The sequence below is a fragment of the Winogradskyella aquimaris genome, assembly GCF_042676105.1.
Lineage (GTDB): Bacteria > Bacteroidota > Bacteroidia > Flavobacteriales > Flavobacteriaceae > Winogradskyella > Winogradskyella aquimaris.
Genome location: NZ_JBHTJQ010000016.1, coordinates 244,461 through 267,386, shown reverse-complemented (window position 1 = coordinate 267,386; position 22,926 = coordinate 244,461). Strand labels below are relative to the sequence as shown.

22 protein-coding genes are annotated in these 22,926 nt (G+C 35.6%); 13 read left to right on the top strand and 9 right to left on the bottom strand.

Annotated elements, in window-relative coordinates; translation table 11 throughout:
• Window positions 1–29 precede the first annotated feature (29 nt).
• Entirely contained in the window at window positions 30–827 is a 798-nt protein-coding gene (locus ACFQ1K_RS11140) for a DUF4292 domain-containing protein (RefSeq protein ID WP_320554815.1), read from the top strand.
• Window positions 828–832: 5 nt separating this feature from the next.
• Window positions 833–2,053, top strand: coding sequence for a murein hydrolase activator EnvC family protein (locus tag ACFQ1K_RS11135; protein WP_320554814.1), 1,221 nt, complete (start codon window positions 833–835; stop codon window positions 2,051–2,053).
• Here the strand turns inward: ACFQ1K_RS11135 and ACFQ1K_RS11130 are convergent.
• The 3 genes from ACFQ1K_RS11130 to ACFQ1K_RS11120 all read right to left on the bottom strand — a co-directional run bounded on the left by ACFQ1K_RS11130 (window position 2,050) and on the right by ACFQ1K_RS11120 (window position 3,938).
• The gene (locus ACFQ1K_RS11130) at window positions 2,050–2,265 is read right to left on the bottom strand and encodes a DUF6515 family protein (RefSeq protein WP_320554813.1); all 216 of its coding nucleotides are present in this window, start codon (window positions 2,263–2,265) and stop codon (window positions 2,050–2,052) included. The two genes, ACFQ1K_RS11135 and ACFQ1K_RS11130, sit on opposite strands and share 4 nt — an antisense overlap.
• A gap of 95 nt (window positions 2,266–2,360) precedes the next feature.
• Window positions 2,361–2,870 carry an acyl-CoA thioesterase gene (locus ACFQ1K_RS11125; protein WP_320554812.1) on the bottom strand — a complete coding sequence of 170 codons (510 nt, stop codon included), beginning with the start codon at window positions 2,868–2,870 and terminating at the stop codon, window positions 2,361–2,363.
• 129 nt (window positions 2,871–2,999) lie between these two features.
• Window positions 3,000–3,938: an HU domain-containing protein gene (locus tag ACFQ1K_RS11120; RefSeq protein ID WP_320554811.1), complete on the bottom strand. Its 939-nt coding sequence runs from the start codon at window positions 3,936–3,938 to the stop codon at window positions 3,000–3,002.
• 106 nt (window positions 3,939–4,044) lie between these two features.
• Between ACFQ1K_RS11120 and dprA the strand changes: the two genes are divergently transcribed.
• Entirely contained in the window at window positions 4,045–5,148 is a 1,104-nt protein-coding gene (dprA, locus tag ACFQ1K_RS11115; protein ID WP_320554810.1) for a DNA-processing protein DprA, read from the top strand.
• Here the strand turns inward: dprA and trpS are convergent.
• Window positions 5,145–6,116 (bottom strand): tryptophan--tRNA ligase, encoded by a 972-nt coding sequence (trpS, locus tag ACFQ1K_RS11110; protein ID WP_320554809.1) that lies wholly within the window; start codon window positions 6,114–6,116, stop codon window positions 5,145–5,147. The two genes, dprA and trpS, sit on opposite strands and share 4 nt — an antisense overlap.
• 123 nt (window positions 6,117–6,239) lie before the next feature.
• Here trpS and ACFQ1K_RS11105 point away from each other — a divergent pair, with 123 nt between their 5' ends.
• Window positions 6,240–7,007, top strand: coding sequence for a lysophospholipid acyltransferase family protein (locus ACFQ1K_RS11105; protein ID WP_320554808.1), 768 nt, complete (start codon window positions 6,240–6,242; stop codon window positions 7,005–7,007).
• 64 nt (window positions 7,008–7,071) lie between these two features.
• On the opposite strand, the gene ACFQ1K_RS11100 is transcribed toward ACFQ1K_RS11105, so the two are convergent.
• From ACFQ1K_RS11100 to recA, 4 genes are all read right to left on the bottom strand, one after another.
• On the bottom strand, window positions 7,072–8,634 hold the full coding sequence (locus ACFQ1K_RS11100; RefSeq protein WP_320554807.1) for a hypothetical protein: 1,563 nt from the start codon (window positions 8,632–8,634) through the stop codon (window positions 7,072–7,074).
• Window positions 8,635–9,180, bottom strand: coding sequence for an RNA polymerase sigma factor (locus ACFQ1K_RS11095; protein ID WP_320554806.1), 546 nt, complete (start codon window positions 9,178–9,180; stop codon window positions 8,635–8,637).
• 12 nt (window positions 9,181–9,192) lie between these two features.
• On the bottom strand, window positions 9,193–9,636 hold the full coding sequence (locus tag ACFQ1K_RS11090; RefSeq protein ID WP_320554805.1) for a hypothetical protein: 444 nt from the start codon (window positions 9,634–9,636) through the stop codon (window positions 9,193–9,195).
• Window positions 9,637–9,735: 99 nt separating this feature from the next.
• Entirely contained in the window at window positions 9,736–10,740 is a 1,005-nt protein-coding gene (gene recA, locus ACFQ1K_RS11085) for a recombinase RecA (protein WP_320554804.1), read from the bottom strand.
• Between the two features lie 377 nt (window positions 10,741–11,117).
• Here recA and trhO point away from each other — a divergent pair, with 377 nt between their 5' ends.
• The 9 genes from trhO to ACFQ1K_RS11040 all read left to right on the top strand — a co-directional run bounded on the left by trhO (window position 11,118) and on the right by ACFQ1K_RS11040 (window position 20,290).
• Window positions 11,118–12,191, top strand: a complete 1,074-nt coding sequence (trhO, locus tag ACFQ1K_RS11080; protein ID WP_320554803.1) for an oxygen-dependent tRNA uridine(34) hydroxylase TrhO — start codon at window positions 11,118–11,120, stop codon at window positions 12,189–12,191.
• Window positions 12,192–13,196, top strand: coding sequence for a radical SAM protein (locus ACFQ1K_RS11075; protein WP_320554802.1), 1,005 nt, complete (start codon window positions 12,192–12,194; stop codon window positions 13,194–13,196). It begins immediately after the preceding gene.
• Window positions 13,197–13,210: 14 nt separating this feature from the next.
• Complete coding sequence (locus tag ACFQ1K_RS11070) at window positions 13,211–14,455, top strand: peptidase U32 family protein (RefSeq protein WP_320554801.1); 1,245 nt, start codon at window positions 13,211–13,213, stop codon at window positions 14,453–14,455.
• Window positions 14,455–14,685: a ferredoxin gene (locus tag ACFQ1K_RS11065; RefSeq protein ID WP_320554800.1), complete on the top strand. Its 231-nt coding sequence runs from the start codon at window positions 14,455–14,457 to the stop codon at window positions 14,683–14,685. The genes ACFQ1K_RS11070 and ACFQ1K_RS11065 overlap by 1 nt, the downstream gene beginning before the upstream one ends.
• Window positions 14,686–14,807: 122 nt before the next feature.
• Window positions 14,808–15,992, top strand: coding sequence for a PSP1 domain-containing protein (locus ACFQ1K_RS11060; RefSeq protein WP_320554799.1), 1,185 nt, complete (start codon window positions 14,808–14,810; stop codon window positions 15,990–15,992).
• Window positions 15,976–16,476, top strand: a complete 501-nt coding sequence (locus ACFQ1K_RS11055; RefSeq protein WP_320554798.1) for a gliding motility lipoprotein GldH — start codon at window positions 15,976–15,978, stop codon at window positions 16,474–16,476. The genes ACFQ1K_RS11060 and ACFQ1K_RS11055 overlap by 17 nt, the downstream gene beginning before the upstream one ends.
• Window positions 16,477–16,484: 8 nt before the next feature.
• Window positions 16,485–18,839: a penicillin-binding protein 1A gene (locus ACFQ1K_RS11050; RefSeq protein ID WP_320554797.1), complete on the top strand. Its 2,355-nt coding sequence runs from the start codon at window positions 16,485–16,487 to the stop codon at window positions 18,837–18,839.
• Window positions 18,840–18,932: 93 nt separating this feature from the next.
• Entirely contained in the window at window positions 18,933–19,634 is a 702-nt protein-coding gene (locus tag ACFQ1K_RS11045) for a CoA transferase subunit A (protein WP_320554796.1), read from the top strand.
• Between the two features lie 2 nt (window positions 19,635–19,636).
• Window positions 19,637–20,290 (top strand): 3-oxoacid CoA-transferase subunit B, encoded by a 654-nt coding sequence (locus ACFQ1K_RS11040; protein WP_320554795.1) that lies wholly within the window; start codon window positions 19,637–19,639, stop codon window positions 20,288–20,290.
• Window positions 20,291–20,684: 394 nt separating this feature from the next.
• On the opposite strand, the gene bglX is transcribed toward ACFQ1K_RS11040, so the two are convergent.
• Complete coding sequence (bglX, locus tag ACFQ1K_RS11035) at window positions 20,685–22,883, bottom strand: beta-glucosidase BglX (protein WP_320554794.1); 2,199 nt, start codon at window positions 22,881–22,883, stop codon at window positions 20,685–20,687.
• Between the last annotated feature and the right edge of the window lie 43 nt (window positions 22,884–22,926).

Below are 22,926 nucleotides of genomic sequence, written 5' to 3'. Positions count from 1 at the left end.
TTTTTACAGAGGTGGAAATCTCCTAAAAAATGAAAGAACAAAAGCACATACAATCTTATACTAAAAGAATTTTATTGACGCTTGCTTTACTATTTTTTGTGGTAAGTTGCAAATCGACTAAGAATGTCATTGAGTCGGGTAAAGCAAGTGATAAGCTTTCTGCCAAACAAGTGATCAGACAACACCAAAAGAATGATGCTGAATTCAAAACGCTTCAAGGAAGGGTGAAAATTGACATTACTCAAAACCAAAAAGAACAAGGATCAACCTTTAATCTAAGAATTGAAAAAGACAAAGTGATTTGGCTTAGCGCAAAACTCGGCTTAGCCAGGATGATGATTACACCAGAAAAAGTAAGCTTTTATAACAAATTAGATAACGAGTACTTTGATGGGGATTATGAGCTTCTAAGTGATTTTGTTGGAGTAGATTTAGATTTTTATAAAGTACAGAATATTTTGTTGGGCCAGGCTATTTTTGATTTGAAGGAACAGCCGCATACAGTTTCGGTAAATGAGAATTCCTATGCGCTTCAACCCAAAGACCAAAATGCGTTGTTAGAGTTATTTTACCTCATAAACCCATCGCATTTTAAAATGGACAGCTTACAGCTATTTCAACAATTAAAAAAGCGGATACTTCAGGTAGATTATGCTTCTTACCAAGAAATTGACAAACAAGTACTCCCGAAGGACATCAGAATTATTGCGGTTGAGAATGCCGATGAAGTTTCAATTAAAATGGAGTTTAAGTCAATGACATTAAACGAAGATGTACGTTTTCCGTTTAGAATTCCGGCAGGATATAAAGAAATAGTTATTAAGTAAATTAAATGAACAAACGATTTTACATTATTTTCTTTTTAGGATGCCTATTATCCTCAATGTCTATTTTAGCTCAGAGCGATAAACAAAAGAGACTAGAAGAACAACGTCAACAAATTCTTAAGGAAATAAAACAATTTCAAGCTTTTCTTTTAGGTAAAAAGAAAGAGGAAAAATCTGAAATTACGCTTATAGAAGACTTAAACTACAAAGTCCGTAGAAGAGAAAACCTAATAAGGATTACCAATGAGCACGCCAACTTGCTTACAAGGGAAATCAATACTAATCAGCATGAGATTACCAGTCTAAGAGCACAATTGCAAGAGCTAAAGGACGATTATGCAGCGATGATCGTAAAGTCATACAAGAGTAAATCAGAGCAAAGTAAAGTGATGTTTCTCTTGTCATCAAGCAATTTTAAACAAGCTTACAAGCGTCTGCAATACATTAGACAATATGCCGATTACCAAAAAGAGCAAGGGGAACTAATAAAGAAAAAAACAAAAGAGCTACAAGAACTAAACTTAGAGTTATCTAAACAAAAAGCAGATAAGGATAAACTTATTCAAGAAAATCGAATTGCTAAACGTGAACTTGAAAAAGAACTCAAAGAGCGTGAGAAATTAATGGCCATTATTAAGGCTGATATGAATAAATATTCAGCTCAAATAAAACAAAAGCGACAAGAAGCTGATAGGCTAGACAAGGAAATTAATAGATTAATTAGAGAAGCCATTGCTGCTTCCAATGAAAAAGCGGGTAAAAAAACATCTACAGGAAAGTTTGTATTAACTCCGGCAGATAAAATTGTTGGAGAAAGTTTTGAAGCAAACAAAGGACGGTTGGGTTGGCCTGTAACTCGTGGTATAATTAAAGGTAAGTTTGGTAAAACCAGATCATTAACGGATAATACAGTTGAGGTTAATAATTCTGGTATTAAAATAGCAACGACCACTGATGCAGATGTCAAGGCCGTATTTAATGGTGAAGTATCTAGAATTATCGTGGTTAAAAATGCCAATCCGGGTATCATGATAAGACATGGTAACTACGTGACTATTTATTACAACCTTTCGAAGGTTTTTGTTAAACCTGGCGATAAAATTTCTACAGGTCAAGTAATTGGTAAAGTGTTTACTAGTAAGATTACAGGTGAGAGTTTGCTAGATTTCAGATTATTTAAGAATGATCAAAAATTGAATCCAGAATATTGGTTGGCAAAAAACTAAATCCTAACAAGTAAATAACCGTTTCTTGTTTTCCTATAATGATTACCATTAAAATAATAGTAACGTTTACCTCTTACTTTTACCACGTTGTAGTGTTTAGGCAATTTCTTAACTAAGGTAACTGAAGATGGTTGTGCTACAACAACACGCCTTGCACAAGAATTAAAACTTATCGAAAAAACGAAAACTAAAGAAAAAACTAAAAATCTCATTACTAACTCAATTTGGTTAACATTAAGACTTTTGGTTTTTAAAAAGGTTTAATAGGATTTGCCCGCCTACGATGCTCAAAAGGTTTAGGAAACCACTATTCAAAAATCGCTTTTAATTCGGTAGCTTCAGCAGGTTTCATTTTTCCAGCCAATACTAAACTTAATTGCTTTCGACGCAGAGCAGCTTTGTAACGTTCCTTTTCAAGCTCTGTTTCTGGTATAAGTTCAGGTACTTTTACCGGTCTTCCTGTCTCATCCACCGCAACAAAAGTGTAAATGGCTTCATTGGCCTTAATGCTTTCGCCTGTTTCCCTATCTTCAATCCAAACATCTAAATATACTTCCATAGATGTAGTAAATGCACGAGATACTTTAGCCTCAACAGTAACCACACTTCCTAAAGGGATGGAGCGATTAAAAGCTACATGGTTAACAGAAGCAGTAACTGCAATTCTTCTTGAATGTCGTCTGGCAGAGATACTGGCCGCTCTATCCATTCGGGCCAACAATTCTCCACCAAAAAGATTGTTCAAAGGGTTGGTTTCACTAGGTAAAACAAGGTCCGTAACGACAGTTTTGGACTGAAAAGCAGTTCTTGGTTGCATAAAATTCAAAATTTGTGCAAAGATAGGTTGATTTTAGATTGTAGTTGTATGATTTTAGATATAATATGTGTCACACAGATTTGTTAACCGAGTGTATTTGAAGCGTCATCTAATTGTAATAGGAAATAACTAATCTAATTTTTTAATCAATAACCAAGCGTCTTTATTGTGCTCCCTACGGATTTTGTATAGTGCGTTATGAGCTTCTAGTCTAGTGGTGTAACTAGCATACACAACCTCGTGCAGGCCATAGCGATTTTTACCAATCTTTCTTGCTTTATATCCAAGAGCTCTTAATTGATCTACCTTTTTATCAGAATTAGCTTCGATTCTAAAAGCGCCAGCGACAATATGATAATTACCGGTTTGTTTCTCGATAGATAGTGTTGCTGCAGGTAACGGATTACTGATAACAAAAGTTGCTTCTTGTACTTTAGCATCGAGCTGGGCATTTGCTTCTTCTTGAGCTAATTGATTATGATTTTCAATGGAATTATTATAATATTTAAAAGCACTGTAACCGCTTAATCCTAAAACGATTACAGCTGCAGCAGCATATTTTAACCAATTGTTGTTAGAGCGCTTTTCTGGTGTAAAGGCAATAGGCGCTGTTTCTTCAATGGCCCCTACCTTTTCTTTGTAAGCTTCACGTTTAATATCTTGTGACGTAAAGTGTGATAAACCAAAGGAGTCTGTTAAATAGTTAATATGACTAGAGGGATGAAATACGATTTTACCGTCAGAATTTAAAATAAGATCACCAATATTTTCAAAATGAATGGTTTCTCCTTCAATTAGATAAGACTTAATGGCTTTTACCTGTTTAGAAATCCTATCGTTAGCAGTCGCGTAAGGCACTTTTTCTATTTCAGCAATGTAGTTAGCCAAAAGTCCGTCGTTGTTTTGTAATTGCTCATTAAATGACAACACTTTTTTTGGCGGATAAAAGGTATGTGTAGAATCATGCACTTTCGCTGAAACACGATTAGTCAAAAACGCACCAAATTGTGGCACAGTTACGCAGTCGTAACGGTATAAAAGTTCACTTATGTAGGTTTCTAGTTGCATACAAAAACAAAGTTAAAAATTTTTAAAAGTGAAAAAAGTTTACACAGCTTTAGTTATTAACATCAGAAAATTTAGTTTCTTGTAAGTTTGAAAATCAATATTTTAAATGACAGAACAGGATTTAATTTATGCTTTAGCGCTACAACATGTGCCTAAAATAGGGGCAACTACAGCTAAAAAATTGATAAATCATTGTGGTTCTGCCGAAGCTGTTTTAAAGGAAAAAAGAGCAAATCTTCTTAAAATTGATGGTATAGGCACTATAACCATTAAAGGGCTTTTTGATCGTATTCATTTTGAGGAAGCAGAAAATGAACTAAGGTTTATAAAGGACAATAACATAAAGGTTCACTATTTTACAGATGATTCTTATCCTGAAAAACTAAAACATTGTATAGATGGGCCAATCGTGCTTTTTCAGTCTGGGAATATTAACTTAAAAAACCAACCTTTAATTAGCATTGTTGGGACGAGAAGAATTACGACTAATGGTATTGCTTTTTGTGAGAAATTGGTTGAGGTACTTTCTGCATACAATCCCGTAATAGTCTCAGGCTTCGCTTATGGTACAGATATTACTGCACAAAAGGCTGCACTAAAGCACAATCTACAGACCATAGGTTGCTTGGCTCATGGTTTAAATCAGATTTATCCAAAAGTGCACAAAAAGTATGTCTCGGATATAGAAAATCATGGTGGGTTCTTTACGGATTTTTGGAGTACGGATGCCTTTGATAGAAATAACTTTCTAAAACGAAATCGAATCATTGCTGGTCTTAGTGAAGCCACTATCGTAATTGAATCTGCAGAAAAAGGCGGAAGCTTAGTAACAGCCGATATTGCCAATTCCTACAACCGTGAAGTTTTTGCTGTCCCTGGGAGGGTTACAGACAGTCAGAGTGTAGGATGTAATAATCTTATAAAATTTCAGAAAGCACACTTATTATCCAACCCTTTAGATGTGGCTTATTTATTGAATTGGCAGTTGGAAGATGAAAAAAAGCCTACTGTACAAAAACAACTATTTGTAGAGCTGGGCGAGGACGAAAAGATTATATATAACTTTTTGAAAGAAAAGGGTAAAGAGATTCTCGATGTCATTGCTTTAGAGTGCAACATTCCTACTTATAAGTTGGCAGGAATATTACTTAATATGGAATTAAAAGGTGTGGTGAGACCTTTACCAGGAAAGCAGTTTGAAATTATTTAGTACCCAACCTTTTCTCTTACACGTTTAAGGACTTCATCAGCTACAATCTTAGCTTTAGCAGCGCCTTTAGCTAAGGCAATATCCACTTCGTTAAGATTGTTCATGTAGTAATTGTAGCGTTCCCTAGGTTCTGCAAAACGCTCTAAAATCAATTCATATAAAGCTTGCTTAGCATGACCATAGCCATAATTACCGCCTTCATAATTAGCTCTCATCTCTTCGATTTGCTTTTGGGACGCTAATAAATTATAAATCGCAAAGCAATTACAGGTTTTCCAGTCCTTTGGTTCTTCTAATGGTGTGCTGTCTGTTTGAATAGACATGATTTGCTTACGCAGTTTTTTTTCAGGTAAAAAGATATTGATGATATTACCTTTACTTTTACTCATTTTTGCACCATCCGTACCTGGAATGAGCATGGTTTCTTTTTGGATATCAGCCTTTGGTAACACAAAGGTGTCCCCACCCATTTTGGCATGAAAACGAGAGGCAACATCACGCGTCATTTCAATATGCTGTTCTTGGTCTTTACCAACAGGGATTATTTCGGCATCGTACAATAAAATATCGGCAGCCATAAGCATGGGATAGGTAAATAAACCACCATTGACATCGTCTAGTCGATCTGCTTTATCCTTAAAGCTATGCGCTAATTCTAATCGTTTAAAAGGAAAAAAACAATTAAGGTACCAAGCCAGTTCGGTTACCTGCGGCACATCACTTTGTCTGTAAAAGACGCTTTTGTCAATATCCAACCCAAAAGCCAACCACGTGGCAGCTGTAGAATAAGTGTTATTTCTCAGTGTTTCAGCATCCTTAATCTGAGTTAATGAATGCAGATCTGCTATGAACAAATAAGAATCATTACTATGGTCTTTTGCTTTATCTATTGCGGGTAAAATGGCCCCTAATATATTTCCTAAATGTGGAGTTCCTGTACTTTGTATGCCTGTTAGTATCCTTGCCATGCCAACTTTCCACCTCAGTGGAAATCTCTTTAAAATTAAACTTAATTTCTAATCGGAAAGCAAAGATAATTTTTTGAAAGAACTATGAGAAGTGATTTGAATTAAATACTTAGTTTTGGTGTTATGGTAATAGTAAAGTATCCTTTGTGGGTTTTGTATCGTATTTGGTTTTACGTTCTCGTTGCCTTGCCGATCATTGTATTATTTCCAATACTTCTGGTATCAATATCTAGAGAAAAATGGTATCCGTTCTTTTTTAAGTTAGCGCGTTTTTGGGCCAAATTTATTTTAATTGGTATGGGCTTTAATTATAAAATTATTAAGGAACAGGTTCCGGATATTAGCAAAAGCTACATGTTTATTGCAAATCATACGTCTATGACAGACATTATGCTAATGCTTGTAGCTGTTAAAAACCCATTTGTATTTGTAGGAAAAAAGGAGTTGGCAAACATTCCTTTATTCGGTTTTTTTTATAAGCGTACCTGTATTTTGGTGGATAGAAGCAGTGCTAAGAGTAGACAGGCAGTATTTTTAAGGGCTCAAAAACGATTAAAACAAGGTCTAAGTATCTGTATATTTCCAGAAGGCGGTGTCCCAGAGGAACACATTGTATTGGATGACTTTAAAGATGGTGCGTTTAGACTAGCTATAAATCATAAAATTCCTGTAGTCCCTTTGACATTTTACGACAACAAAAAGCGATTTTCTTATACTTTTTTTAGTGGTGGTCCTGGTATAATGAGAGTTAAGATTCATCAATTTCTTCAAACAGTCGATTTAACGATTGATAATACCAAAACTTTAAATCAAAAGGCAAGAAGAATCATCTTAGAAGCTTTAAATCAGGACATGAACCACAATAAAAAAAAGCTACCCAACCACGAGTAGCTTTTTTATCATCATTGCATTCATCATTGCTTTATTTGTCTGCAATAACCTAACCTAAGTAAACCTAAAACTTATAACTTAAACCGGTATATAAACCTATAAAGAATGGTCTATAATTACCTGATGTATTATTAAATGTATTTATTTGATACTTGAACTGAGGTTCAAGATTTAAATTCCAATGGGTAGATAAATTATAGTCAAGCCCTAAACCAAAATTGGCACTAAAACTCGTATCATTTATGTTGTTAGATTCTCCAATTAATGTCGAAGCGCCTTCGATATCTGCATAGACTTCATTCTGATTTAAAAAGAACGTACTGAAACCTCCAATAACATTCAGACCAAACTTTCTGTCTAAAATTTTGTATTCTAGTTCTAAAGGGATTTCAATAAAACCAAAACGTTGGTCAATGCTTCCCGTAAGCTTTGAGTTGAAAATTTCTGGGGCGCTATTGCTATCAAACATACCACTGCTCATTAAGGTTACGTTTTGGAACCCATCTCTAACAGTTATATTGCCCATAGAGACCTCAGCATTTCTTGCTGCAAATTCACTACCACTAAAGGCATAAACATCAGAGGTTGTTTGGTTGAGGTTTACTCTATTGATTCCTGCTCTAACTTTAAATTTACTTGTAATAGCATAGGAGCCAGAAATTCCATAGCTCATATTAATATTGCCGCTCTTGCTATTGTTATTAAATTGTTGATCGATTGATGAGCCCTGACCTAGAGAACTGTAATAAACAGGCGCAACATTTGGTGCAATGCTCCACCTGTTTTGTTCATCTTCTTTTTCTTTTTCATCAATATCTTCAGTATTACCATTATCGGCAATAGCATCTAAAATAGACTTCTTTTCTTTGTCTTCCGTTAGCAGCGAAGTGTCTTTGTCTATTTCTGTATTATTCTCTGTATTTATATTAGAGTTGTTATAATTTGGAGCTTCATTAATATCATTAACTGATGAATTAGCGGTTACAGCAGTGTTTTTGTTTTTAACCGTGTTTTTAATAACCGATTTAATTTTAGAATCGTTCATCGGATTCTGTTCCAATTCGCTTTCAGAAGTATTTGTATTAGATGCAGTAGTACTGTTGTTATAGTCGTCTTTTATTTCTGTTAAACTTTTGTTCGAATTCTGAGTTCCCTTATCTTCTTTGCTATTCGTATTTACTATAGCGTTTGATTTTTTAGAATCAGTTGAAGTCAACGTCTCTTTACCTTTTTCTACTTGGTCTAAATTTGTATCATCTTTGGAATTGCTCTCTTCAGTTTCATTAGAGTCAGCAATATTTAAGTCAGTATTTATACTAGAAGGCGTTTCATGATTAGTGCCCTTTAATTCACTGTCCTTTTCAGAATTGCTATTTGTCTTTTCGGTATCTACAATGGTAGGTGCGTTTTCGTCAGAGGAGTTAAAAATAGATAAACCAAGAGTTAATAGTAAAGCAATTACTGCAGCTACACCACCTATCTGCCACCATAAGGCAATAACTCTTCGTTTTTTCTTTTTCTTAGGTAAGCTCTCACTTATACGATCCCAAACGGCATCGCTCGGTGCCATTTCAAAATCTTTGAACTTTTCCTGAAAAAGTCTGTCTATATTTTTCTCTTCGTTCATTTATAATGAGCGCGAATTTGAATTCGCTTTGTAATCTTCAATTTTTTCTTTTAAAATCATTCTCGCTCTTGCAAGATTCGATTTTGAGGTTCCTATAGAGATATTGATTAACTCACTTATTTCTACATGAGAATACCCATCTAAAACATATAAGTTAAAAACTAACCGATATCTGTCTGGCAATTCTTGAATGATTTTTAATAAAAAATCAATGTGTACATCTTTATCGTTTATATCTACTGTTACATCTTCAATATTGCCCTCATTAACAATATCAAACACTCCAACATTTTCCCTGTAGCGTTGCAATGATGTATTGATCGCTATACGTTTTAACCAACCTTCAAAAGAACCTTTATTGTTATACTGATCTATTTTACTAAATACAGTTATAAATGCGTCGTGCAGATTATCTTCCGCCTCGGCATAATTTTTTGAGTACTTAAGACAAAGCGAAAATAACTTACTTGCATATTGCTTGTATAATTGGCTTTGAGCTTTAGCATCTTGTTTTACACAATTTTTAATGAGTTGTTCTAAACTCACATTTTAGTAGAATTAATTAATATTATTTGTTAAATCTATATTTCTGCCATTAACAACCGGAACTTCTACCAAATGATACTGGTCAACTCCATATTCATCCTTACCTTGATAGAACTTAAATAAATATACATCGTCTCCCGAAACTGTTAAATCAAAACTTACAGTAGTTAGTTCATCTTGAGGGGTACAATTTTCATTTTCGTACACCGTATTAAGAATGGATACTGTTCTTTCATGCCCTTCAATATCAAAAATAATATTGTTAAAAACATAGCATGAGTTTGGTTTTACGTAGGACATCAAAATTTCGTGTGTTTGTCCTTGTACAAAATGATCTGGCACAGCCACATTAACAATGGGCATGAACTCAGTCCGAACAACAGGATCATCGTTTTCTACACTGCACGAGGTTAAGAAAGCCACAGAAACGAGAAACAAAAAAGCATATTTTTTCATTACTTCATACAATTAATTCTACACTATAGATGCAAAAAGTGTAAAAGGGTTGCGTCAAAAAATAAAAAAATCCTGTGAAAACAGGATTGTTATTATAAATTATTGATTATCATTAATTAATGCCCTCACTTTTTCTTCTAATTCATCCATTAAATCAGGATTGTCTTTAATTAATGATTTTACGGCATCTCGTCCTTGGCCGAGCTTGGTATCTTCGTAGCTAAACCAGGAACCACTCTTTTTTACGATGTCGTGTTCTACTGCTAAATCAAGAATTTCACCAACTTTAGAAACACCTTCTCCATACATAATATCAAATTCAGCTGTTCTAAATGGTGGGGCTACTTTGTTTTTTACAACTTTAACACGTGTTTTGTTCCCCATTACGTCTCCATTGCTGTCTTTAATTTGAGTAGATCGCCTAATATCTAAACGAACAGAAGCATAAAACTTTAATGCATTACCTCCTGTAGTAGTTTCTGGGTTGCCAAACATAACACCAATTTTTTCACGTAATTGGTTGATAAAAATCATGGTGCAATTAGTTTTGCTAATTGAAGCTGTAAGCTTTCTTAAAGCCTGAGACATCAAACGGGCATGTAATCCCATTTTAGAATCTCCCATTTCCCCTTCAATTTCACTCTTTGGGGTTAATGCTGCAACAGAATCTACCACAACTATGTCTATAGCTCCAGACCTAACGAGGTTGTCGGCGATTTCTAAAGCTTGCTCTCCGTTGTCGGGTTGAGAGATGATTAAATTTTCTAAATCTACACCAAGCTTTTCAGCATAAAAACGGTCAAAAGCATGTTCTGCATCAATAAAAGCAGCGATACCACCAGCTTTTTGAGCTTCAGCGATAGCATGTAAGGTCAATGTTGTCTTTCCTGAAGATTCAGGACCATATATTTCTATCACTCGTCCTCTTGGGTAACCACCAACTCCTAAGGCGATATCCAAACCTAAAGAACCCGATGAAATAGCATCGACATCTACTATGGCCTGGTCGCTCATTTTCATTACGGTTCCTTTACCGTAAGCTTTATCTAACTTATCTAAGGTTAATTTTAACGCTTTTAATTTGGCATCTTTTTCACTACTCATTTCTTCTGTTTTCTTTATTAAATTGATATCAAAAATACCACTTATTTTAATTTTTTCAATTCAAAGACGCAACCATTTTACACTTTTTGCATCTACTAAATGAAAAAGGAAAAAATTGCTATGATTATCTTATGTTTAATATAAGGATAACAACATTGTTTCTTTAATTTTTCAATTTAAATTTTAAGGTATTTGGTTACAAGGCTGTTGATTTGGACAACAGCCAAGTAACCTAATTAGCAAGCCCCTTTTCAAGATAGTTTTAAGTTAGTGGTTAGTTAGAAAAGCACCTTGTTAATTTCAAGGTGCTTTTTTATGCTACTTCACTAAAAATAATACCTTTGCACATAATTCTTTAACCTTAAAATTAGTATAGCATGCAACTGTACAATAACTTAAGTGCTAAAGAAAGAGCAGAACTTATCGAAAAAGCGGGAAAGGAGCGCTTAACGATCTCTTTCTACAAGTACGCCAAAATTGGCAATCCTCAAATTTTTAGAAACCACATGTTCTTGGCATGGGATGAGCTTGACGTGTTGGGCAGAATCTATGTAGCGCATGAAGGTATTAACGCCCAATTGTCTGTGCCAGCAGAAAATTTTGAAGCTTTTAAAAATCACCTAGACACTATTACTTTTTTGGAAAATGTGAGATTAAATATTGCGATAGAGCATGATAATTTTGCCTTCTTAAAATTAAAAGTGAAGGTACGTCATAAAATTGTTGCTGACGGGCTTAACGATGACACCTTTGATGTGACCAATAAGGGTATTCATGTTGATGCTCAACAATTCAATGCGCTTATCGAAGATCCAGATACCGTCTTAGTAGATATGCGTAACCATTACGAAAGTGAGATCGGACACTTTAAAAATGCCATTACACCAGATGTGGACACTTTTAGAGAGTCTTTGGACCTAATTGAAGAAGATTTAAAAGCGCATAAGGAAGACAAAAAATTGGTAATGTATTGCACAGGAGGTATACGTTGCGAAAAAGCCAGTGCCTATTACAAACACAAAGGCTTCAAAAATGTATTTCAACTTGAAGGTGGCATTATAAATTACACTAGACAGGTTGAAGCTGAAGGTCTCGAAAATAAGTTTATAGGTAAAAACTTTGTATTCGATCAAAGACGGTCTGAGCGCATTAGTAACGATGTTATCGCAAACTGCCACCAATGTGGCAAACCAGCTGATACACATACCAATTGCGCTAATGAAGCTTGCCATTTACTATTTATTCAATGCGATGAGTGCAAAGAAAAAATGGAAAACTGCTGTTCTTCTCACTGTCAAGAAATCATAAAATTACCTTACGAAGAGCAAAAGGCACTGCGCAAAGGGCAAGGAAATAGTAATGATATTTTTAAGAAAGGTAGAGCGGATCACCTCCCTTATAAAAAAGACTTGCGCAATATTTTTGAAAATCAAAGCAATACGATACTGTAAATGAATATTTACAAGTTATTACAACTCAACAGAAAAATTAAAAGCCATAGAATTAAGTTTCTAGGGCTTTTTCTGTTGCATAAATTCAACAAGCGTTATTTGGCTGTGAATTTAGATCCTGTAATGGCTTGTAACTTGCGCTGTAAAATGTGTTACTTCACAGATGCGGACTATGTGAAAACACTAAAAGGACAATTTAAAGAAGACGACTTAAAACGAGTTGCAGAGACAATTTTTAATCGAGCTTTAAAGTTGCAAATAGGGTGTGGTACAGAACCAACGCTGTATAAAAATTTAGAAAAAATTGTTGCACTAGGCAAGAAATACAATGTGCCATACATTTCTATAACGACTAACGCCAACTTACTTACAAAGGAAAATATTGAGCCGCTTTTAAAAGCGGGACTTAATGAATTTACTATTTCGCTTCATGGCGTTACAAAGGAGAGCTATGAAAATTTCATGAAAAAAGCGAGTTACGAAAAATTTCAAAATGCTTTGAAAGCGTTTGTAGAACTTAAAAAGACCTACAATTTTAAAGTGAGAATAAACTACACTTTTAATAAGGATAATTTTTATGAATTGAAGGATTTTTTCAAACATTTTAATGGCGATAGTTTTGATATTCTTCAATTAAGACCAATACAAAAGATAGGAAATACTGAGTATAATGATTTTGACGTTTCTTCGCTAGAAGATGATTACTTAGATCTTATAAAAGACGTCAGACAGCAGTGCTCTAATCATCACATCACCTTAATGGCACCAAATAGTTTGTCAGTTTTAAAAGGGGAGAATGATTCTAGTTTCGTTTTTGATTACACCTTTTGTTATATCTCGCCAGATAAATTTTGGAAAGATGGTTTTAATTGGAGAGAAGAATCCTTCAACACCTACTCTAAAAAAATAGGATGGGGAAAACTCTTGCTATCCAATGTGTTTAAAACTAAGTCTGAGCTTCGATCCCTATCCAATAAACTCAATTACGAAATAGAATTTAATTAATAAAGCATAATAAGATGCAAAAGATAGAACTTATGGCACCTGCTGGGAATTTTGAATCCTTACAGGCTGCTTTGGATAATGGTGCAGATTCTGTGTATTTTGGGGTAGAGCAACTTAACATGCGCGCGCGAGCATCTATAAACTTTACATTAGACGATTTAGAAGAAATTACGCGTCGTTGTAAAGCAAAAAATGTTAGAACCTACTTAACGTTAAATACCATTATTTACGATCATGATTTGTCTATTGTAAAAACTTTAGTAAAAAAAGCCAAGGAAGCGGATATTTCAGCTGTTATAGCTATGGACCAAGCGGTTATTGCCATCGCAAGGCAGTTTGATATGGAAGTGCATATCTCAACTCAAATAAACATCACTAACCTGGAGACTGTAAAATTCTATGCTATGTTTGCTGATACCATGGTGCTTAGTAGAGAACTTAGCTTACGCCAAGTAAAACATATTACAGAGCAAATAGAAAAGGAACAAATCAAAGGACCTTCGGGTAGATTGGTAGAAATAGAGATTTTTGGTCATGGTGCACTTTGCATGGCGGTTTCTGGCAAATGCTATATGAGTTTACATGCTTACAACTCTTCTGCCAATAGAGGTGCCTGTAAACAAAATTGTAGAAAGAAATATACGGTTGTAGATCAGGAAACCGGGATAGAAATGGAACTGGATAATGAGTACATTATGTCTCCAAAAGACTTATGTACCATAGATTTCTTAGATCAAGTAGCAGATGCAGGTATAAAAGTTTTAAAAATTGAAGGAAGAGGCAGAGCACCAGAATATGTTGCAAAAGTAATTAAGTGCTATAGAGAAGCAATAGATAGTCTCAACAATAATACTTATTCTAAAGAACAAGTCATCACCTGGATGCAAGAGCTCGAAAAAGTATATAACAGAGGGTTTTGGAGTGGCTATTATTTAGGGCAAAAATTAGGTGAGTGGAGCAAAGGTTCTGGAAGCCATGCTACACAAAAGAAAGTTTATATTGGTAAAGGCGTACATTACTTCCCCAAAGCAAAAATAGGTGAATTTAAGATAGAAGCATACGATGTGTCAATAGGCGATACCATTTTAATAACAGGACCAACAACAGGTGCTAAAGAGCTAGAGCTCAAAGAAATGTTGGTTAATGACAAACCAAAAGACAAAGGGACTAAAGGTGATACCATAACTATACCTTTAGACTTTAGAGTAAGACCATCAGACAAACTATACAAAATTGTAGAAAATAAAGTAGAAGTCTAATGGTTGTTATCACATTACAGCGTAACAAGTGTATTGGTTGTAATTACTGCGTAGAATTGGCGCCAAAACAATTTCAGATGTCTAAAAAAGACGGTAAATCGGTACTGCTTCATGCCGAAGAAAAGAAAGGGTTTTTCACGCTAAAGTCAAAAGATTATGAGATTTTAGAACCAAGCCAAAATGCATCTAAGGCTTGTCCAGTTAATATCATTTCCGTTAAACATATTTGAAGAATAAAAGACATCCTTAAGGGATAATTAAAGAAATACTAAAATAATAGTATCTTTACTTATTATTATTTTATGAATCCTTTATTTAGGTGTAGTAGCCTAAATTCAATATATAATTCTATATGGCTTGTAACAGTTGTGCAACTGGTAAGGACGGTCAACCAAAAGGATGTAAAAACAATGGAACTTGCGGTACTGATAGCTGCAATAAGCTCACTGTTTTTGACTGGCTGGCCAACATGTCACTACCAAACGGACAAGAACCTTTTCAAGGAGTTGAGGTTCGTTTTAAAAACGGAAGAAAACAATACTATAAAAATACCGAAAATCTTACATTGAGTATTGGTGATATAGTCGCTACTCAAGCAAAATCTGGCCACGATGTTGGTATGGTTACGCTCACTGGTGAGTTAGTTCGTGTTCAGATGAAACGTAAAAAAATAGACATTGACGATCCAGAAAATGTCTTAAAGATATACCGCAAGGCTTCCCAAAAGGATATAGATATTTGGTCTAAATCTAGAGACAGGGAAGAACCCATGAAAGTTAAGGCAAGGCAATTTGCTATAGATCTTAACCTTAAAATGAAGATTTCTGATATTGAGTTCCAAGGCGATGGTAGTAAAGCAACATTCTACTACACCGCTGAAGAACGTGTGGATTTTAGAGAACTAATTAAGGTTTTTGCAAGGGAGTTTAAAACCAGAATTGAAATGCGTCAGGTTGGGTTCAGACAAGAGGCGGCCAGACTTGGAGGGATTGGTTCCTGTGGGCGTGAATTATGTTGTTCAACTTGGCTTACCGACTTTAGATCGGTCAGCACCTCTGCAGCAAGGTATCAGCAACTTTCCCTAAACCCATTGAAACTGGCAGGCCAATGCGGTAAACTTAAATGTTGCTTAAATTATGAATTGGATGCCTATTTAGATGCCTTAAAAGCTTTTCCAAAAAGCGATGCGAAGTTGTATACTGAAAAAGGAACAGCCATTTGTCAAAAAACGGATATTTTCAAAGGTTTACTATGGTATGCCTACGAAGGGGAATGGATGAATTGGCATGTAATTACTACAGAACAAGCAAATGAAATTATTGCCAAAAATAAAAGAAAGGAAAAAGTAGCAAGTCTCGAAGAATATGCAGCAGAACATATACAAGACACTAAAACAGAATTTGAAAACGTTGTAGGTCAAGATAGTTTAACACGTTTTGATAGTCCAAAATCAAAAAAGAAACGTAAAAAGAATAGGAACAGAAACAAAAACCGTAACAAAACGCGCAATCAAAAACAAAATGCAAAAAAGAATTAATACCCCACTACTTGCCTTTGTTAGTTTGTTTTTGGCTATAAGTTGTGATTCTACAGTTGTTTATGACGAGTACAAATCTGTTCCGAATAAGTGGCATAAAGATTCAGTGGCCACATTTGCATTTAAAGCACCAGATACTATTAGCAATTATAATCTTTATGTCAATCTAAGAAACACCAACGATTATGCGTTTAGCAATCTATTTCTTATTGTCGAAATGAATTATCCGAATGGTAAGGCCGTCACCGACACCTTAGAGTATAAAATGGCTGCACCAACAGGCGAACTATTAGGTTCAGGCTTTACGGATATTAAAGAAAATAAGCTTTGGTATAGAGGTTATAAGTCTCAATTTAAATTCACAGAGAATGGGGATTATAATGTTAATATACAGCATGCTATGAGAAAAAATGGTGAAGTCAACGGTATAGATAACCTAGAAGGTATTACGGATATTGGTTTTAGAGTAGAACGAGTTCAATAAAAGGAAATATGGCAAAAAAGAAAACTACAAAATCACAAACAATAGATTTTTCCAAATACATCAGATGGTTTTGGATGCTATTTTCAGGAGGTATTCTTGCTGTTGTATTGTTGTTTTTATTTGCCTCTTGGGGACTTTTAGGGGAGATGCCCGACCATACCAAACTTGAGAACCCAGAAACTAATTTGGCTACTGAAATTATCTCTTCAGATGGTGTTACGCTCGGTAAATTTTACTTTAATGACAATCGTACACCAGTAGATTATGAAGATTTACCAAAGAATTTGGTAGATGCCCTAATAGCTACGGAGGATATTCGTTTTTATGAGCACTCAGGAATAGATGGTAGAGGAACCTTACGCGCCATTTTCAAACTCGGAAGTGGTGGTGGAGCAAGCACAATTTCACAACAGTTGGCAAAACAATTGTTTACAGATCAGGTATCAAAGAACAAAATAGAACGAGCACTTCAGAAAGTAAGAGAGTGGATTATTGCGATTAGACTTGAACGTCAGTATACAAAGGAAGAAATCATAGCACAATATTTCAACATCTATGACTTTGGCAATAACGGTGATGGTATTCGTTCGGCTGCAAGGATTTATTTTGGTAAGGAGCCAAAAGATTTAGACCTAAAAGAGTCTGCTATGTTAGTAGGAATGTTCAAAAACTCAGCGCTTTATAATCCTATTCCATCACGAAACCCTGTAGGTACAAGAAACAGAAGAAATGTCGTACTCTCCCAAATGTATAAATATGGTTACATTTCTGAAGAAGTAAAGGACTCGCTTCAGGCCACAGAACTAGACCTTAATTTTACACCAGAAACCCATAGTCAGGGTATAGGTACGTATTTTAGAGAATACCTAAGAGGGTTTATGAAAGAATGGGCAAACGAAGAAAAAAACAGAAAACCAGATGGTTCAAAATATGATTTGTATAGTGATGGTTTAAAGGTGTTTGTAACAATCGATTCGCGTATGCAGAAATATGCTGAAGAGGCTGTTGCATTACACATGCCTAGACTGCAAGCCGAATTTGATCATCAAAATACACCTGACCGAAACCCTACAGCTCCATTTTTGGAATTAACAAAATCAGAAATAGATAAGTTACTGAAGGATGGTATGCGAAGAGGTGAGCGTTGGAGAATATTGAAGAAGCAAGGTAAGTCGGACAAAGAAGTAGAAGCTTCATTTTACAAACCTGTTGAGATGCGGGTTTTTAAATGGATAGATGGAAAACGAGGAGAGGTAGATACAGTGATGAAGCCTATTGACTCTATGCGTTATTACAAATCTTTTTTGCATCCAGGTATGATGTCTATGGACCCTTCCAATGGCCACGTAAAAGCTTGGGTAGGTGGTATGGATTACAAGCACTTTAAGTATGATATGGTAAAACAAGGGAAACGCCAAGTTGGTTCCACGTTCAAACCGTTTGTGTATGCTACGGCTATAGACCAGTTACAAGTCTCTCCTTGCGATTCTTTCCCTAGAACTCCAATAACCATTGAAGCTAATAAATTTGGAAACCCAGAACCTTGGACCACTAAAAACTCAGACGGTAATTATTCAGGGAAACAAACCTTAAAAGATGCTTTGGCAAGTTCGACAAATACAATAACGGCAAGGTTAATGAATGAGATTGGCCCACAACCTGTGGCAGAAATGGCAAAGAAACTAGGAGTGGAACAAGATATACTTCCGGTTCCCGCAATAGCTTTGGGCACACCAGATATTAGTGTCTACGAAATGGTGGCTGCCTACTCTACATTTGCCAATAAAGGAGTTTATAACAAACCTGTTATGGTAACACGTATTGAAGATAAAAATGGCACAGTGCTTTATCAGGTGACTCCAGAAAGCAAGGACGTACTGAGTGAAGAAGTTGCCTATGTCACAGTTAATCTATTAGAAGGAGTTACACAGGCAGGTTCTGGTAGAAGATTAAGGCATGCAGGCTTTGATAAATGGAGTTCCGTTTATAAAGAAATTATTACAGGATATCCCTACGAATTTGATAATCCAATAGCAGGTAAAACTGGAACAACCCAAAATCAAAGTGATGGTTGGTTTATGGGTATGGTGCCAAATTTAGTAACTGGTGTTTGGGTTGGTGCGGAAGATAGAGCTGCTCACTTTAAAAGTATTACTTACGGACAAGGAGCCTCTATGGCCCTTCCAATCTGGGGCCTTTATATGAAGGCCTGTTATGCAGATGAAACACTTAATGTCTCCAAAGGTGAGTTTGAAAAACCTGAAGAACTTTCCATCAACGTCGATTGTGAGGTAAAAGACGAAGGAGACTTAGGGGATACAAGTGGAAAGAAAGAGGATGAGGGAATAGAAATCGATTTCTGATATTTTCCATACTTAATTTCAGCATTTATTCAATCATTAGCTATTAATTTATAGCATTGTTTTGTATTTTTCCAATTGGAAAAACATGACACTATGATTAACAAAAAAGTAGATAATGTTACCGAAGCATTGAGTGGCGTAGAGGACCATATGACCTTTATGTTTGGAGGTTTTGGTTTATCTGGTATTCCTGAAAATGCGATCGCAGAGCTTGTAAGATTAAATGTAAAAGGTTTAACCTGTATTTCGAATAATGCAGGTGTTGACGATTTTGGTTTAGGCTTATTACTTCAACAAAAACAAATAAAGAAAATGATATCCTCATATGTCGGGGAGAATGACGAGTTTGAGCGTCAAATGCTTTCAGGTGAACTTGAGGTGGAGTTAATTCCTCAAGGTACTCTAGCCGAGCGTGCAAGGGCAGCCCAAGCAGGTTTCCCTGCGTTTTATACTCCCGCAGGATATGGTACAGAAGTGGCCGAAGGAAAGGAAACCAGAGAATTTAATGGCAAAATGTATGTTCTAGAACATGCTTTTAAAGCAGACTTTGGTTTTATAAAAGCTTGGAAAGGGGACGCTGCAGGCAATCTAATTTTTAAAGGGACGGCACGCAATTTTAACCCCAATATGTGCGGGGCAGCTAATATTACGGTGGCTGAGGTTGAAGAACTAGTTCCCGTTGGTGAGTTAGATCCAAATCAGATTCATATCCCTGGCATATTTGTACAAAGAATATTTCAAGGGGCACACTATGAGAAGCGAATAGAGCAACGAACGGTAAGACAAAGAAGTTAGTTATGTTAGATAAGAATGGTATAGCAAAACGTATTGCAAAGGAAGTTAGGGATGGTTACTATGTAAACCTAGGAATAGGTATACCAACATTGGTGGCTAACTTTGTTAGAGACGATATAGAAGTGGAATTTCAAAGTGAAAACGGTGTTCTTGGCATGGGTCCTTTTCCATTTGAAGGGGAAGAGGATGCAGATATTATTAATGCTGGTAAACAAACCATAACGACTTTACCTGGTGCTTCATTTTTTGATTCTGCAATGAGCTTTTCTATGATTAGAGGACAGCATGTAGATCTCACCATTTTAGGAGCCATGGAAGTAGCTGAAAACGGTGATATTGCCAATTGGAAAATCCCAGGGAAAATGGTGAAAGGTATGGGCGGTGCTATGGACTTAGTCGCTAGTGCTGAAAATATAATTGTTGCTATGATGCACACGAATAGAGCAGGTGAGTCAAAACTTTTAAAGTCCTGTTCATTACCTTTGACAGGAGTGGGTTGCGTCAAGAAAATAGTTACAAATTTGGCTGTTATAGAGGTGACTCCAAAAGGGTTTAAATTGTTGGAACGTGCGCCAGGTGTTTCTGTAGAAGCTATTGAAAACGCGACTGAAGGGCATCTGATTGTTGAAGGTGAAATACCTGAAATGAAGATTTAATACTGATAATTTTTAATATGCAATTAGCCGCAAATGTAATGCGGCTTTTTTGTAGGAAAAATTAATGAAATGGACTACAAATGTTAAAAAATAATGTATTTCATCGATTAATAAGTACTTTAAACTGATTAATTGAAAAATATTTTGATATTAGCAATCCCAAGTCAAAAACTAAATTAACCCAAATTTTACCATAAACTTAATTTTTAGATTTTGCCCCAAATCTACCATAAACTAAAGCTTATGAAAACCAAATCAAATCTACCAGAACCTACTTTAGAAGAGAATGTTATGTTCTCAAATTTAAAAAACACAATGAGAGTGATCTCAGGTGTTTTAAAATTAACTAAGAAAATATTCATGCTATAATCCTTACCGATTTAGCATGAATATTTTATTTTAAGGAAAACTCGCTTTTCAATTCGTCAGAAGAACTACCACCAACAAAAACTTCAAAGTTTCCTGGTTCAATTATATAGGCTCCATCATTATTATAGAAACCAAGTTCATTTTCAGTGAGATGGAAGGAAATAGTTCTAGATTCGTTAATATCTAGTTCTACCAATTCAAACCCTTTCAATTCTTTTACAGGCCTTACAACACTAGCAACTTTATCTCTTATATAAAGTTGAACCACTTCTTTTCCTTTTCGTTTACCAGAATTAGTAATATCAACGCTAATTTCAATCGTACCATTCTTAATGTAGCCAGAGTCATCCACCTTTAGGTTAGTATATTTGAAAGTTGTGTAGCTCAAACCATGACCAAAAGGGAATAAAGGGGTGTTTTCCTGATCAATGTAGTGCGACCAAAAGACATTGCCCTCCCTATTTGTAGCTCTACCAGTACTCTTATGATTATAGTAAATTGGAATTTGCCCGACATTTCTTGGAAAGGTCATAGGAAGCTTACCGCTTGGGTTATAGTCGCCATATAAGACTTGGGCTATAGCATTACCTGTTTGAGAACCTAGTTGCCAGCCTTCTACAATAGCAGGTATATGTTCGGCTGCCCATTCGATGGTAAGCGGTCGTCCATTTTGTAGTACTAAAACAATATTTTTATTCACATTATAAACGGCTTCTAATAATTTCTGTTGTAATCCTGGTAGATTAAGCTTAGTTCTACTTCTGGCTTCTCCACTCTGAAATCCATGTTCACCTAAAACCATGACCACGACATCTGCATCTTTTGCTATTGTGATGGCATTCTCAATTCCGCTTTCGTTATCGGTGTTAATTTCAACCTCATTTCTAAATGAAGGTTGTCCTTTAAACAGTTCTATACCTTTAGCAAATGACAACTCATTTTTAGTGTATGCATTCATCCCTTCAAGAATAGAAACGGCAGAATAATCTTCTGAAGCTAATCTCCAGCTTCCCAAAGGGCTATTTTTGTCATTGGCTAAAGGACCTATGAGTGCTATTTTTTGTCCTTCTTTTTTTAGCGGAAGAATATTGTTCTCGTTTTTTAATAATACGATAGATTTTTTGGCCATATCTAGAACAGCCTCGTGATGCGACTTTTGACCAATTAGATTTTTCTCACGGTCTTCATTACAATATTTATAAGGGTCATCAAATAGTCCTAATTCAAATTTCACTCGTAAAATTCTTCCCGCTGCCTCATCAATAATAGATTCATCAACCTCTCCTGACTTCACCAATTCCGCTAATTCTTGTATATAAACATGACCTTCCATATCCATATCTGAACCTGCTTTTGAAGCAATTAAAGCGGCCTCTTTTTTGTTTTTAGCATGACCCCAATAAATGATCTCATTAATGGATGCCCAGTCTGATACCACAAAACCATTAAAATTCCAATTGCCTTTTAAAATGTCTCGCTGCAAAAATTTACTTCCACTCACAGGTATGCCGTTAAGATCATTGAAAGAATTCATAAACGTTCTTACGCCACTATCGGCTGCAGCTTTAAATGGTGGAAGTACAGTGTTTAAAAGTTTAGCGTTACTCATGTCAACCGTATTATACTCCCTTCCTGCTTCAGCAAAGCCATAAGCAGCAAAATGTTTTGCGCAAGCCGCAATGGTATTAGGATTGCTTAAGTCTTCGCCTTGAAACCCTTTTACTCTAGCTTGAGCAATTTTACTTCCTAGAAATGGATCTTCACCTGCCCCTTCCATCACACGTCCCCAACGAGGATCTCTCGAAATGTCAACCATGGGTGCAAAGGTCCAGTTTATACCTGAGGCAGAGGCTTCTACAGCAGAAATTCTTGCTGATTGTTCTATGGCCTCTAAATCCCAACTAGCCGCCTCAGCAAGTGGTATTGGGCTTATGGTTTTATAACCATGAATCACATCAAAACCGATTATTAATGGTATGCCTAGTCTGGACTCCTCTACAGCAATTCTTTGAACACCTCTAACATTTTTAACACCTCTAACGTTGAGCATTCCACCAACCCATCCTTTGCGAAGATGTTCATACTTTGTTTTGGCATCACCACCTTCTGGAACAGGACCAGTAGCATCCCAAAAACCATTGTAGAGGTTCATTTGCCCAACCTTTTCTTCAATGGTCATTATTCGTAACAAAGAGTCTACTTTTGGAGTAATACTATCGTTCATAGGATTATTTTTTGGGTCTCTTTTTAAGTTAGTTATATACATT

Excerpts from the sequence above, each read along its gene's own strand:
- recA (WP_320554804.1), bottom strand. The coding sequence starts at position 10,740 with ATGAGTAGTGAAAAAGATGCCAAATTAAAAGCGTTAAAATTAACCTTA.
- ACFQ1K_RS11090 (WP_320554805.1), bottom strand. The coding sequence starts at position 9,636 with ATGAAAAAATATGCTTTTTTGTTTCTCGTTTCTGTGGCTTTCTTAACC.
- trhO (WP_320554803.1), top strand. The coding sequence starts at position 11,118 with ATGCAACTGTACAATAACTTAAGTGCTAAAGAAAGAGCAGAACTTATC.
- ACFQ1K_RS11130 (WP_320554813.1), bottom strand. The coding sequence starts at position 2,265 with ATGAGATTTTTAGTTTTTTCTTTAGTTTTCGTTTTTTCGATAAGTTTT.
- ACFQ1K_RS11075 (WP_320554802.1), top strand. The coding sequence starts at position 12,192 with ATGAATATTTACAAGTTATTACAACTCAACAGAAAAATTAAAAGCCAT.
- ACFQ1K_RS11105 (WP_320554808.1), top strand. The coding sequence starts at position 6,240 with ATGGTAATAGTAAAGTATCCTTTGTGGGTTTTGTATCGTATTTGGTTT.
- ACFQ1K_RS11125 (WP_320554812.1), bottom strand. The coding sequence starts at position 2,870 with ATGCAACCAAGAACTGCTTTTCAGTCCAAAACTGTCGTTACGGACCTT.
- ACFQ1K_RS11135 (WP_320554814.1), top strand. The coding sequence starts at position 833 with ATGAACAAACGATTTTACATTATTTTCTTTTTAGGATGCCTATTATCC.
- trpS (WP_320554809.1), bottom strand. The coding sequence starts at position 6,116 with ATGGCAAGGATACTAACAGGCATACAAAGTACAGGAACTCCACATTTA.
- ACFQ1K_RS11070 (WP_320554801.1), top strand. The coding sequence starts at position 13,211 with ATGCAAAAGATAGAACTTATGGCACCTGCTGGGAATTTTGAATCCTTA.
- ACFQ1K_RS11055 (WP_320554798.1), top strand. The coding sequence starts at position 15,976 with ATGCAAAAAAGAATTAATACCCCACTACTTGCCTTTGTTAGTTTGTTT.
- ACFQ1K_RS11120 (WP_320554811.1), bottom strand. The coding sequence starts at position 3,938 with ATGCAACTAGAAACCTACATAAGTGAACTTTTATACCGTTACGACTGC.
- ACFQ1K_RS11140 (WP_320554815.1), top strand. The coding sequence starts at position 30 with ATGAAAGAACAAAAGCACATACAATCTTATACTAAAAGAATTTTATTG.
- ACFQ1K_RS11060 (WP_320554799.1), top strand. The coding sequence starts at position 14,808 with ATGGCTTGTAACAGTTGTGCAACTGGTAAGGACGGTCAACCAAAAGGA.
- ACFQ1K_RS11050 (WP_320554797.1), top strand. The coding sequence starts at position 16,485 with ATGGCAAAAAAGAAAACTACAAAATCACAAACAATAGATTTTTCCAAA.
- ACFQ1K_RS11065 (WP_320554800.1), top strand. The coding sequence starts at position 14,455 with ATGGTTGTTATCACATTACAGCGTAACAAGTGTATTGGTTGTAATTAC.
- dprA (WP_320554810.1), top strand. The coding sequence starts at position 4,045 with ATGACAGAACAGGATTTAATTTATGCTTTAGCGCTACAACATGTGCCT.
- ACFQ1K_RS11100 (WP_320554807.1), bottom strand. The coding sequence starts at position 8,634 with ATGAACGAAGAGAAAAATATAGACAGACTTTTTCAGGAAAAGTTCAAA.
- ACFQ1K_RS11040 (WP_320554795.1), top strand. The coding sequence starts at position 19,637 with ATGTTAGATAAGAATGGTATAGCAAAACGTATTGCAAAGGAAGTTAGG.
- bglX (WP_320554794.1), bottom strand. The coding sequence starts at position 22,883 with ATGAACGATAGTATTACTCCAAAAGTAGACTCTTTGTTACGAATAATG.
- ACFQ1K_RS11045 (WP_320554796.1), top strand. The coding sequence starts at position 18,933 with ATGATTAACAAAAAAGTAGATAATGTTACCGAAGCATTGAGTGGCGTA.